General features: G+C 48.3%; 10 protein-coding genes and 1 tRNA gene. 2 read left to right on the top strand and 9 right to left on the bottom strand.

Annotated features, from left to right (window positions below):
* Positions 1-28: 28 nt before the first annotated feature.
* From sppA to PP769_RS14665, 8 genes are all read right to left on the bottom strand, one after another.
* Positions 29-985, bottom strand: a complete 957-nt coding sequence (gene sppA, locus PP769_RS14630; RefSeq protein WP_312641411.1) for a signal peptide peptidase SppA — start codon at positions 983-985, stop codon at positions 29-31.
* A gap of 5 nt (positions 986-990) precedes the next feature.
* Positions 991-2,175 (bottom strand): glutamine-hydrolyzing carbamoyl-phosphate synthase small subunit, encoded by a 1,185-nt coding sequence (gene carA / locus PP769_RS14635; RefSeq protein ID WP_312641412.1) that lies wholly within the window; start codon positions 2,173-2,175, stop codon positions 991-993.
* Positions 2,176-2,224: 49 nt separating this feature from the next.
* Complete coding sequence (locus PP769_RS14640; RefSeq protein ID WP_312641413.1) at positions 2,225-2,731, bottom strand: DUF4149 domain-containing protein; 507 nt, start codon at positions 2,729-2,731, stop codon at positions 2,225-2,227.
* A gap of 34 nt (positions 2,732-2,765) precedes the next feature.
* A complete protein-coding gene (locus PP769_RS14645; protein ID WP_312641414.1) occupies positions 2,766-4,088 on the bottom strand; it encodes a dihydroorotase in 1,323 nt (440 codons plus the stop codon).
* A 9-nt stretch (positions 4,089-4,097) separates the two neighbouring features.
* The gene (locus PP769_RS14650; protein WP_312641415.1) at positions 4,098-5,039 is read right to left on the bottom strand and encodes an aspartate carbamoyltransferase catalytic subunit; all 942 of its coding nucleotides are present in this window, start codon (positions 5,037-5,039) and stop codon (positions 4,098-4,100) included.
* Between the two features lie 7 nt (positions 5,040-5,046).
* Complete coding sequence (gene pyrR, locus PP769_RS14655) at positions 5,047-5,598, bottom strand: bifunctional pyr operon transcriptional regulator/uracil phosphoribosyltransferase PyrR (RefSeq protein ID WP_312641416.1); 552 nt, start codon at positions 5,596-5,598, stop codon at positions 5,047-5,049.
* A gap of 236 nt (positions 5,599-5,834) precedes the next feature.
* A complete protein-coding gene (locus tag PP769_RS14660; protein WP_312641417.1) occupies positions 5,835-7,616 on the bottom strand; it encodes a hypothetical protein in 1,782 nt (593 codons plus the stop codon).
* A gap of 114 nt (positions 7,617-7,730) precedes the next feature.
* Positions 7,731-9,041, bottom strand: coding sequence for a glutamate-5-semialdehyde dehydrogenase (locus PP769_RS14665; RefSeq protein ID WP_312641419.1), 1,311 nt, complete (start codon positions 9,039-9,041; stop codon positions 7,731-7,733).
* 1,379 nt (positions 9,042-10,420) lie between these two features.
* Between PP769_RS14665 and PP769_RS14670 the strand changes: the two genes are divergently transcribed.
* Together PP769_RS14670 and PP769_RS14675 are read left to right on the top strand one after the other, a co-directional pair.
* Positions 10,421-10,496: transfer RNA gene (locus PP769_RS14670), tRNA-Phe, on the top strand.
* A gap of 39 nt (positions 10,497-10,535) precedes the next feature.
* Positions 10,536-11,555 (top strand): hypothetical protein, encoded by a 1,020-nt coding sequence (locus tag PP769_RS14675; protein ID WP_312641420.1) that lies wholly within the window; start codon positions 10,536-10,538, stop codon positions 11,553-11,555.
* Between the two features lie 214 nt (positions 11,556-11,769).
* On the opposite strand, the gene PP769_RS14680 is transcribed toward PP769_RS14675, so the two are convergent.
* A complete protein-coding gene (locus tag PP769_RS14680) occupies positions 11,770-12,504 on the bottom strand; it encodes a transglycosylase SLT domain-containing protein (RefSeq protein ID WP_312641421.1) in 735 nt (244 codons plus the stop codon).
* Between the last annotated feature and the right edge of the window lie 153 nt (positions 12,505-12,657).

The following is a 12,657-nucleotide window of genomic DNA, read 5'->3' on the forward strand; positions in this document are numbered from 1 at the left end:
CATTTCTTACATCAGAACAATATCGATTTTACGGCATCCACATGTACAACATTTGTGGTGTCCCTCCGGTTAACACGTTGAAGAGAGAATGCGAATCGACCTGTGGAAACCCGATAGGCCCAATCTGAGGAGGATCAAACCGTGAGTAGATATTCTGATGAGTTCCCCCTCCCCTCGTGTAGGTGACGACCTTGGCCTGTTCCAAATTTGCCTCCTTTTTGGCCAAATCTATCGCCTCATCCAAATATCCAATGCTATCCACAAGACCCTTGGATTTGGCAATATCAGCCGTAAAAATCCGTCCGTCAGCTACCGTGCGAATCTGCTCCATGCTTAATCCGGGTCTTCCCTCTTTCACCACCGAAAGGAATTGCTCAAACAAATGATCAATGGTCCCTTGGAAGATAGCCCGCTCTTCATCATCCATTGGCCGGAATGGAGAGCCCATAGATTTTTTAGGACCCGAAACAATCGCCGCCGGTTGGACCCCGACTTTTTCCAACAGCCCCTCTGCATTCATGGTCACCATGATGACCCCGATACTTCCGGTAATGGTTGAGGGATGTGCAAAAATATGGTCGGCGGCCATCGCAATGTAATATCCGCCGGAAGTGCCTAAATCCATAATTGCCGCAATGATGGGGACAGCGCGTTTTTTCTTGTAGACTTTCAGCTCATGATATACCAGATCTGAGGCCGTGACTGATCCTCCTGGAGTATTTATTCGAAGGATGATAGCTTTGACATGTTCATCCTCTTCGGCTTTGGTCAATTCCTCTTTGATCCGTGCCGGAAGACTGGGTTCCTCCAAGATACCCGATGCTTTGCCTGTCGTCAGCATGCCCGAGATATCAATCAACAGCACTTTATCCTTTCCCTCACCAGAAATGATGGCCTCCCGGAGTTTTCCTCCTCCGGGAAACAGATCAATATGGATGCACCCGCTGACCGTAAAAAGAAAAAGAATCAGAAAACAACGAGTCATCAACATTATCCACGGCCTTTCATCATTTCCAGAAATTGTCGGAACACATACGAAGAATCATGCGGGCCCGGGGAGGCTTCCGGGTGATATTGAATGGAAAGAATTGGACTCTCTATGCCTGCCATTCCTTCACAACACCCATCATTCACACTCTGATGCGTAATTTCCATTCTTCCAACGCAGGAGTCAAACTGTTGAGACGTCAACGGCGTACAGGCACCTTCCTTGTGAGGAAGGGCAACGGCAAAATTATGGTTTTGCGAAGTAATTTCAATCTTTCGGGTGCGAAGATCCATGACTGGATGATTGGCTCCATGATGCCCAAAGGTTAGTTTATGAGTGTGCAATCCCAGGGACAATCCCAATACCTGATGCCCTAAACAAATTCCCAACAGTGGTTTCCACCCCAATAGCTGCTTGACGGTTTCAACTGCATAGGGCACCCCTTCGGGATCTCCTGGGCCATTGGATAACACAATCCCATCTGGATTAAGGCGACGGACCTCTTCCGCGGTCGTCGAAGCAGGCACAACCCGAACCTGACATCCCAGGTCCACAAGACTTCGTAAAATATTCTGTTTCACACCAAAATCCATGACTACCAGTTTCAAAGGGGCCTGAGGGGTGTTTTGAGTGAAAAGGGAAGGGTTACTACTAGCCGAGTCCATAACAACGGATCTCTCAGTCCATTCATAGGCGTCCTGACAGGTGACCTCCCTCACCAAATCACGTCCAACCAGGGAAGGCACGGCCTTCGCCTTTTCTCGCAGGGCGATGTCATCGAAATCTACATGAGAAATGATTCCCATTTGTGAGCCGTGATCACGGACATGACAGGTCAGTGCTCGCGTGTCTATCCCTTGAATGGCCACAATACGATGCTCAATTAAATAATCTTCGAAAGATTGCCGGCTCCGCCAATTACTCCGGTACTTGGCCGCTTCACGAACAATAAACCCTTCCGCCCACACCCGATGCGACTCATCGTCTTCCGGGGTCACCCCATAATTCCCTATTTGGGTTGAGGTCATCAGTACGATTTGCCCTTTATAGGAAGGGTCGGTCAAAATTTCCTGATAGCCCGTCATGGCCGTATTAAATACCACTTCTCCTACGGTTTCGCCTTTGAAACCAAGTGCATGTCCCTGAAAGATGGTTCCATCGGCTAACGCCAGAACTGCAGGCTTCATGGTCTTTCCTTTTTCATCTTCTTATTTCCGTTGTACCAATCAAGAATAATTATGAGCGAGAAGCTATGGAATGGTGAAAGAGAGCTTTCCGTACCTTTACAATAAGCAGTGTAGCCGCGAGCCCAAAATTCACCAAGTGGCAGGCTCGTACAACCATATGAAGACGAAAAAATTTTGCGTAGGCGGTATCTTTGTCTTCTTTTGAGATCGCCTCAAAGGCCTCTTCCTGTAAATTAATGGCTTGGGGACCAAGAACGACCAGAATGCTGAACGTCATAAGGGCCATTCCGGCCAGAAGCCACCATTCCACGGAAGAAACGGCAAACATCTCGGAGGGGTTATGGCCAAAAGCGCGGAAGCGACTCACGGCCACCACACTCAATAAAATCAAAATCCAGACATTCATTAAGCCAAACCCATCAAAAACTCTCCGTAAAAAACGCCCAGCTGGTTCCATCCCGAAGGAATTAAAAACGGCAGGAATCACCAACGCAATAATGACGACTAACCCGCCCACCCATAAGATTAAGGCACACAGTTCGAAAAGAAAACCCACGACCCCCCCAATTAATCCGCTTCATACTTTTGAATTATCGGGCATCATAGACCATCCTGCCATCAACCAAGGTCATCTTCACTTTTCCCTTCACTGTCCAACCCCCAAATGGGGTATTCTGACTTTTTGAAAAAAATTTAGTGGGATCCACCACCCACTCTTCATGAGGATCAAACACCACGATATCGGCATGTGACCCTGGCTGGAGGCTTCCAACAGGCAGATGAAAAAGCTGGGCAGGAGATCTGGTCAATTTATCAAGTGCCTGTTCAAGGGACAAGACCCCCTCATGCACCAGACGGAGGGTTAAGGGAAGAGCGGTCTCAAACCCTACAATTCCAAACGGAGCCGTATCAAATTCCAATTGTTTTTCTTGGAGAGCATGGGGAGCATGGTCGGTAGCAATGGCATCAATGGTCCCATCCACCAAGCCCTGCTTAAGGGCTTGAACGTCTTCATCCGTCCGCAGCGGTGGATTCATTTTGGCGTTGGAATTATAACAACGGACAGCTTCTTCAGTTATGGAAAAGTGATGAGGACAGACTTCCGCGCTCACCGGCAACCCTTGCCCTTTTGCATGACGGACCAGTTCCACCGAACGGGCAGTGCTCAAATGAGCCAGATGCACATGAACTCCGGTAAGATCCGCCAGAGCCAGGTTTCGAGCCACCATCACCTCCTCTGAGGCATCGGGAATCCCTGGCATCCCGAGTTCAGTCGATACCATACCCTCGTTCATGCATCCGCCATCGGTTAAATGCAGGTCTTCGCAATGGTCCACCACAGGAATTCCAAAAGCCTTGGCATACTCCAGCGCCCGTCGCATGACCAAACTATTCATCACGGGGCGCCCATCATCCGAAATGGCCACACACCCGGCGTCCACCAGCTCACCAATATCCGCAAGTTCTTCTCCTTCGGATTTTTTGGTGATGGCCCCAATCGGGAACACCCTGGCTTTGCCGGCCTGTTGTCCTTGGGCCAACATAAACTTGGTGATGGCAGCGTTATCATTCACGGGCTGAGTATTCGGCATACAACAAATGGTCGTAAATCCTCCTGCCACGGCCGAGGCCGCGCCGGTTGCGATGGTTTCTTTGTATTCAAACCCGGGTTCCCGTAAGTGGCAATGCAGATCGACAAGCCCAGGCGCCACAATCCAGCCATTGGCTTCAAGAATTGTAACTGATGAATCCTGACAAAGGGGGTTCGTCAGTGGAAAACCGACTTCAAGGATGGTTCCATCTTGAATAAGCACATCGGCCCGTCCATTTACGTGGCCGGGGTCAATCACGATTCCACCTTGAATACAGAGCAGATGAGAAGAGGTGGAAGAATGTCCTGTCTTTTTGGTCATGTTGTCCGATTATTCGTTAAGGGTTGAACGATCACTAGATCCTGATAATAAATACATAAGGGCCATCCGCACAGAGACGCCATTGGTCACTTGATCCAGAATCACCGCTACCTTGCTATCAGCGACCGATGGGGAAATTTCCACGCCCCGGTTCAGAGGACCGGGATGCATCACAATGGCATCCGGTTTGGCGAGCTTGAATCTTTCCGTCGTTAAACAAAACAGTTTGGCATATTCTCGAAGACTGGGAAGCAACGCCCGCCCTAAGCGCTCACGTTGCAATCGCAGCATGATGATCACATCCGTTCCAATCAAGGCCTCATCAAGATCGTGGAATACCTCCACACCGAATTGTTCGAGACCGAAGGGAATCATGGTTGGCGGAGCCACGACTCTCACCTCTGCCCCGAGTTTGGTCAAAGCAAGAATATTCGAGCGAGCCACGCGGCTATGTGCAATATCGCCAACAATCACCACCACGAGGCCCGAAACGCGTCCTTTTTTCTCTTTTATGGTAAAGACATCCAGGAGGGCCTGAGTGGGATGTTCATGCCACCCATCTCCCGCATTGATCACCGATGATCTGACCGAACGCGCAAGGTTTTCTGCGGCACCAGGTGATGGATGACGCAGCACAATAATATCTGCCTGCATAGCTTCAATATTTCTGGCGGTATCGACTAAGGTTTCTCCTTTCACCATACTGCTGGTCGAAGGCGAAAAATTAATGACATCGGCACTCAATCGTTTAGCAGCCAATTCAAAAGACGTTCGAGTACGAGTACTGGGCTCAAAAAATAAATTCACCACCGTTTTCCCTCGCAGAGCCGGAACTTTTTTGATGTCTCTCCCTCCGACTTCTTTCAGGGATTCGGCTGTCGTCAGAATCAATTGAATTTGGTCAGCTGATAAGGCTGCAATGGTCAATAAATCTTTGCGTTCTAGACCCATAATGACTTTATGGTGTTAATATGGAGACTCGATCGTCCTGCCCTAATTCCTCAAAAAAAACCTGGACGTTTTCTTCCCGGGCAGTCGGGATGCTTTTCCCGACATAATTGGCACGAATAGGAAGCTGTCGATGTCCACGATCGACAAGAACAGCCAGTTGAATTTCGGCAGGCCGCCCTAAATCCATTAACCCATCCAAGGCAGCACGAATGGTTCGTCCGGTAAATAGTACGTCATCGACCAGCACGATTTTCAAATCGGATATGTGAAACGGAATGGTCGTTTTTCGTATTTCCGGCTGATCTTTTCTGATGGAGAGATCATCCCGATACAAGGTGATATCCAGCTCTCCAAGAGGCACGTCCCGTTTTTCAATCTGCTGGATTCTGAGAGCAATCCTTTTGGCGAGAAACACTCCGCCCGTGCGTATTCCCACCAACGCTAACCCTTCAATACCTTTATTCCTCTCAAGAATCTCATGACTAATGCGGGTTAAGGTTCTGGCCATTTCCTGACCATCCATTAACAATCGTTCGTGTGGCCGAGGAGCAGTGTTCATGTCATCGCGCCCCATGAGGACAAAAAAAACCCTTCTCAGGACGACATGAGAAGGGCACACATAAAATGGCCAATTGAGTGGCCGTCATCGCTTGACTCCTTACCCACCTCGCCGGATGAGTTTTAAAGGTTTCCCCATACTATTCGCACAACGTTCGGCTGTCAAGATCGTTTAGGGACATGTGCATTCAACGGGACCAAACAACCTTTGCGCTTTTACGGTTGGGCCCCTTGAAACTAATACCGAACAGGATTTTGAATAATCCAGACCGTCAATTCAGGATTTAACCATCCATGGGGAAGTATTGTTTGATGAATCCGGAAAGGAGGCAAAGAATTTCCTGCGGCAGAATGGAGAATCTGAAGGCCTAGCCTCTGGAGATTCTCTTTCAGAACGGGGGGGCCGGCCACACAACCGACACTCCCCTCCGCAAGATAGGTCCGTAAAAATTTTACCCAACAGTCGATCATATCGGAATTGGAATAATCTAAAAAGGGAATCCAGAGATAAATCCAATCATACCTGGTCGGCACTGTGTCCAACATAAGCTGCTCAAAGGGGAAAAATTGAAAATTTGAAAACCACGCCAATCGATCCATTCTAGAAAGGCTATTCCATATAGATTGGGCATGTTTTTGAGCAAATTGTGGCCAGGTGTACCAAATGGTATGGATTTGAGTTTCCTGGAACTGAAGGCATGAACCCAATCCCGCTTCGCAATGTGAAAGCAAGACCTGTTTCGCGTGAGATCGTAAGTGAAAGAGATCCTGATGTTCCTCAAAATAATCATCCAAAAAATCAAAAACGAAAGGTTGACTTTCCTTTTCCCCGACCATTTCAGATTTATCAGGATACAGTAAAACCGAAGAGAAGGCTTCCTGGGGAGTCAGCATAGGGGGGGTGATGGGAAAACCGGCCCGCCAAGTGCAGGCGAGAGGCTTCCAGGAAATCGAATGGTTCGGTTTGGACAGCTGCCAGGAGGGTCGAACGGTTAATTCCTTTTGGCTAGGGCCATCAAATAACACCAGGCCGTCCGCCGTGACCCCCGCTCCCCGATTGTCCGACACCGGCAGACCTGACTCGGGTATTCGGTTAAACGATAGGCCGGAAGGATCATCCCACCATGTGACTTTTTGAATCATCTGGTTTCTGACCGTCACGCAAACATGCTGGTCTTCATCCATATAGCGAACGGGAAAATCGGAAGCGGGAAGCCAATGAACTTCATGGGATCGTTCAATATCCAAAAACACTTCCAGCGGGGATTGCCTCGAAGAAACGGAAGGGGCAAAAAATAGGCTGAAGAGTCGGAACGCCGCCTCGGAGGGATATGCCGGAATACCGCGGTATTGCAGGGCACGGCCGCCATTACTATTTTGATCGTCATAGAGACCTCGAATGAATTCAAAGGTCGCACTACCGGTTCCCGGCAAAAGGGATAAAAACAATTCTACCACTGGGAGATAGTCAATCCGGCTCCACTCCATCCGACTCATACATGACATGAACTTGGCTTCTTCAAAGGATCCATTGGGTAACACATAAAACGCGTCTTTAACCTGGTGAATCGTGGCTTGCCCGTTACCATGAAGGACAACGTCCTCATCCCGATAGAAAAATCGGACCATTGCCAAGTCGGAATGCAAGGACCGGGCTGCCATCTGACGCAGGTCGTCTTGGGTGATCTGTTCCCAGCCTGGCCGCCGAGATAAATCTAAGGAAATGGTATTGACCAACCCTCCCGGTTTAATCCCGACCCATTGACCCCAATCCAATCGAAGACGGGCAGAGACAAGGGAGAGCGCCCCCGTTGGCTTTTGCTCCCACAAACATTCATGGAGAGGATTTCCCTCTGGATCTGCCAAAAGAATCCGTTGCCCATGCTTGCCATACAACACACAATGACCAGTGGGCTGTTCTAGGATCCGCCCACCCGCGGAATCCCATTCCTGTCTATAGATCTGATTGGCAGGAAACCGTAGGGCTTGGGGATGGTTCAATACGCATTGAAGGTTCATAATGAGGCATGGAAAAGCATAGAAGGCAGATTGACTCTAAAAAAATTAAAAACGGAAGACGGGATTGGTGTGAGAAACAAATGTTGAGAACACTGCATCGAACCGATCGGGCCCTTACTCCCGGACTTGACCGGAACCGTATACCACATATTTCGAACAGGTTAAATCTTCTAACCCCATGGGACCACGAGCATGGATCCGGGTTGTGCTAATCCCAATTTCGGCACCCAACCCAAACTCATAGCCATCGTTCAAGCGGGTCGAGGCATTGACCATCACGGTACTGGAATCCACCTCTCGCAAAAATCGCAGAGCCCGATCATAATCATTGGTCAAGATAGAGTCCGTATGACGTGAACCATATTGGTGAATATGGTCCATGGCGCTTTCCATATCCTTCACCACTTTGATCGCCACAATGAGCGATAAAAATTCTTTGCCGAAATCGTCTTCTTGGGCAGGTTTGGCCTGAGAAAGGATTTGGCAGGTTTTCGAACATCCCCGCATTTCCACTCCTGCCTCAATAAATTCTTCGGCTAAGGGCGGCAAGAATTTTTTGGCCACTTTCTCATGCACCAGAAGAGTTTCCATGCTGTTACAGGTCGAGCAACGCTGAGCCTTTGCGTTGAAACTGATTCGTTGGGCCATGGCCAGATCCACATCTGAATCCACATAAATATGGCAAACGCCTTTGTCGTGCTTGATCACCGGGATGGTAGAGTGCTGCGTGACCGTGTCCATCAGCGCCTCGCCACCACGAGGAATGATGAGATCAACAAACCGGTGGCTTTTGAGCAGAGCAAGAACGACCTCGCGGTCAGTCTTGTCGATAAAGGTAATGGCTCCTTCTGGAATTCCAGCCTTTTGGGCCGCTTCCCCAAGAATCGTCGCAAGAGCCAAATTGGAATGGTGCGCCTCGGACCCCCCTCGCAGCACACACACATTGCCGGATTTAAGACAGAGGGCCGCCGCATCAGCGGTCACATTGGGGCGTGATTCATAAATGATCCCGATTACCCCAATCGGCACACGCACTCGACCGACTCTCATTCCATTGGGTCGTTGCCAGAACCCCATCGATTCGCCAACTGGATCCCGTAGCTGCGCAATCTCGCGAATGTGCGCCGCCATATCGGCAATTCTGGCTGGAGTTAAGCGAAGTCGATCAGCCATAGCCGTTCGTGAGGGATTCTCTTCGAATGCTGAAAGATCTTCTTCATTGGCCTTAAGGATCGCTTCTTCTTCAGCCTCCAGCCCATCAGCCATAGCCATTAACGCCGCATTCTTTTTCAAGGCATTCAGTCCACTCAATGGACGGGCAGCCTGTTTGGCTCGTTGAAGCAAGGGTTTCAGGTATTCCTCAGGGGAAAGCTCTGCCTCTTCTCCCGAAACTTCAAGCTCATCTTGAGATTTATTGGTTTGCATAGCCTTATGTTTTCCGGAGGTAACAATATTTTATGGACGGAACAGTGTTGAGAATACCTGGCAGTTATAAAAACCGTCAAGGAAGCGAGGATTGGACTGAGCGGACAATGACTTCCTCCTGAAGAACAATTGTGCACGACCCGATCGAGCATGTATCAAATTAAGGGAAGGGTTAACCTCTGTTCAAAAAACATTGGAGTGGAGTTGATCCACACGTTCCTCCTATCGCGTACCGTGAGGCCTAATCCTACATAGAAATATCCGTCCTTGTTCGGTAAAGGCGGCCATGGAGAAGAAAGATGATTTGCCAGGAACCTTCCCGGTTTATTATTAAAATATTTGATATCAGGGAATCAAAACGTGTCACCTGAAATTTTAAGATAACGGTTTATTTTACTCGCTCATCCATGCAACTCATAACGCATCTCGCCACTTTTAAAGCTAGCAGCCAACGTTGCCACAAATTTTGTCTCCCGCCTAGCGGGTAAATCCGGATCATTTTTTTTCGAATTTGTCCAGAAACCTTCATAAGAAGTCGAAACCCTCTGAATCCGAGCATTGAGGTATAGAAAAAAAGGGCTCCTGAAAAGCCTGCGTGCGGCGAAAGCACAATTGAGCAAGATATGGGCACCTTCTTGAAAACCGCAAGAAATTAACGGTGCCGATCACTATGGCCTTAATTTTATGGTAGAGTACCTTTGGGCATCGAAGAATTTGGGAGTTTCATTATGGTGAAAGAAAAAATACCCAATCTTTTGTTTCTAGCAAGCACATTCGTTTCATTTACTTCATGCTCTATCCTCTTTCCTGTGGAAGTTTCAACGGTTGAGGCAGCCCTGAATTCTGAAGAAATGATTGCTGGTGACCAGGTTTCAGTGGACAATTCGACTAGAAAAAGGTCAATTGACTGGCGAAAGACGCAAGGTTGGGAGAAAAGGTTATTGGGCGAAACCTTTTCTCAGAACCATTTCCAAAAAAATCAATCGCAAAACAGCTCTCTGTTTCATCTGAAATCACCAGGAAAACTGCCAGGCATCGAATTCGGATTCGAAATGCATAGCATTCAGGCTTTTCAATCGGTCGTTCCTTCAGAGAATTTGCCAAAAGCCCTGGAACTCAAGCGGGAACAACCTCTTCTTCTCCCTCCCTCAATCAATGCCCCGGATTACAACGGAGGGTTCCTCCGGTTCACTTGGTAATAAAAATCGCGTCACTCCTCACAAACATAAGACTCTGAGCCCGCGCCACCTTGGGCGTGATGTTTATAAATTTTTCCAATTTCAAATCCTCCAAACAGGAAATAGTTGATATAATTAATTGGAAAATGAAGAAGCCTTTGTGTTATAAAATCTGGTCGAAGTTAATGGTTCTAGGAGTGTGCCGAGGTAGCTCAGTTGGTAGAGCACAGCCCTGAAAAGGCTGGTGTCCGCAGTTCGATTCTGCGCCTCGGCACCACGAAAACAAAAACTTCACATGTCCTCCTGACCCACCAGCATGAAGCTTTTGAACTTTCCGACATTCAGGCCTCTTCGCATTGTTACGGAATCATTGTTGATTCTTGTAACCTCTCTTGTATTGCTAAGCCCTCAAGCCCTTTTTGCCACTGAAGGTGATGGTGCAAAATTAGCGCAAGTCTCTTCTCAACCTTCCCCACCTCCAAAAACCAGAACCGTTGTTGCGGACCTCCTAATGGTCGATGGCGGGTTTTATGTGGTTCGAGGGGAACGTGGAGAAATTCGTATCGAGGTCACCCCGGAAACTCAACTGGCGGAGTCATTCACATTTGGTGATCGTATCAAAGCAGTGCTTTTACCGGACGACAAGGCTATTGCCATCACTAGAGCACAACCAGGGGAACCGATTGGGACAACAAGTAAAGCTCCCGTCACCCCGGCTCCTCCATCCACTCCATCTCCCGGCGCTAAATCGAAACCCTCCCCCCCCCCGACAAAAGTATCGCCGAATGTGCGGGTTATCGTTGCTGACATCTTAATGGTTGATGGAAATTTTTATATCATCAGAAGCGACTATGGAGAAATTCGAATTGAAGTGACTCCCAAAACCCAGTTATCCGAGTCCTTCAAGTTTGGGGATCGGATCAAAGCAAGGGTCACTCCACAAGATCAGGCATTATCAATTGTTCGCGCGAGCCCAGATGATTCTCCTGGGATTCGCTTGGAGGAAAGCCCTATGGCCTCGATTCCGACGGCACCTCCGGTTGTAAGTACCCCCGAAACAGAACCCACAGGTTCCAAAAAGGACACAGCAACGACTGCTCCAAAGGTGTCTCCAAAAGTTCGTACGATTGTGGCCGAGATCCTAATGATTGATGGAAACCTTTATGTTGTCAGAGGGGATCGAGGAGAAATTCGTATCGAAGTTACTGCTGAAACAACCCTCTCTGAGTCCTTTAAATTTGGGGATAGGATTAAGGCCAAAGTTTTGCCAAATGATACCGCATTATCCATTGAACGTGCCCGGCCAGATGAATCACTTGGGACCCAGACGCCCTAAATTTCAGATTCTTTTCCCCGAATAATTTATCGTTTCATTTTTCAAGATCTCGAAACAACTGTTTTCTGTTTTTGCAAAACTGTCTGCCCGGCATGGCTTCACTTCAGAATCTCTGGATGGGCGAACCAACTGGAGAAAAGTGAATGGAAAAGACTAAAACAAGGGGAATAGACCAAGGAGTAAGGCTAAATATCAGACGCTGAAAATGAAGGAGTTAAATATCCACTTGCGAGCTTTTTGCCTCACGTTTCACAACCTGTTGAAGGATGTTCCGATAGGCTCGAATCCGCTTGACATATTTTACAGGCTCCCAGCCCCGGGCATAACGATGGGGCAGGTCCTGATAATATTCCTTATGGGCTAAGAGGGGAAGAATGCTTTTAATGTCATCCCACTGATTGGAGTTTTTACCTAAACGCTCAGCAAGCAATCGAGCATCGTTAATATGTCCCATACCGACATTGTAGGCCGCAAGAGCAAAAAACATGCGATCCGGCATACGAATGTGGTCAGGAACCCGCTTCTGCAAATAAGACAGATAGCGAGCCCCACCTGCTATGCTTTTGGACGGGTCAAGCCGGTTTTTGATTCCCAGATCCGAAGCCGTGGAACGTGTGAGCATCATAATTCCTCGAACCCCTGTGGGACTGACGGCCTTGTGATTCCATTGAGACTCTTGGTAGGCCATGGCCGCCAACAACATCCATGAAATACCTGACTTTTTTTCAGCTTCCTGAAATTCTTCACGGTAGGAAGGCAGCCTAGTCTCAATATGCCGCAAAAAGGTCTTTACCTCATACGCGGGCAGGTTTGTTCCTAATTGCGCAGTACGCTCCTGATGGGAGAGGAAATTCCGATCATGATGGGGAAGCTCCCAAAGGATCAACAGTACTCCCAAAAAGGCCATAACCAGACCGATTTGTTTACCGACCTTTTTAATTGTTTCCATGACCGCCATTATTCCTTCCGCATCTACAACGAATCGTCATACTAAACAATTGTGCTGGGTGTATTGATGGAAGAATATCCACGTTGGGTTACAGGATAAGATTATGGTGGCATAAAGAGGGGAATTAGGCAAGGAGAATTTCCCCCGATATCC

The sequence above is a fragment of the Candidatus Nitrospira allomarina genome (genome assembly GCF_032050975.1).
GTDB lineage: Bacteria > Nitrospirota > Nitrospiria > Nitrospirales > UBA8639 > Nitrospira_E > Nitrospira_E allomarina.

Coding starts and splice junctions, on each gene's coding strand:
- sppA (WP_312641411.1), bottom strand. CDS start 985: ATGACTCGTTGTTTTCTGATTCTTTTTCTTTTTACGGTCAGCGGGTGC.
- carA (WP_312641412.1), bottom strand. CDS start 2,175: ATGAAGCCTGCAGTTCTGGCGTTAGCCGATGGAACCATCTTTCAGGGA.
- PP769_RS14645 (WP_312641414.1), bottom strand. CDS start 4,088: ATGACCAAAAAGACAGGACATTCTTCCACCTCTTCTCATCTGCTCTGT.
- PP769_RS14650 (WP_312641415.1), bottom strand. CDS start 5,039: ATGGGTCTAGAACGCAAAGATTTATTGACCATTGCAGCCTTATCAGCT.
- pyrR (WP_312641416.1), bottom strand. CDS start 5,598: ATGAACACTGCTCCTCGGCCACACGAACGATTGTTAATGGATGGTCAG.
- PP769_RS14660 (WP_312641417.1), bottom strand. CDS start 7,616: ATGAACCTTCAATGCGTATTGAACCATCCCCAAGCCCTACGGTTTCCT.
- PP769_RS14665 (WP_312641419.1), bottom strand. CDS start 9,041: ATGCAAACCAATAAATCTCAAGATGAGCTTGAAGTTTCGGGAGAAGAG.
- PP769_RS14675 (WP_312641420.1), top strand. CDS start 10,536: ATGAAGCTTTTGAACTTTCCGACATTCAGGCCTCTTCGCATTGTTACG.
- PP769_RS14680 (WP_312641421.1), bottom strand. CDS start 12,504: ATGGAAACAATTAAAAAGGTCGGTAAACAAATCGGTCTGGTTATGGCC.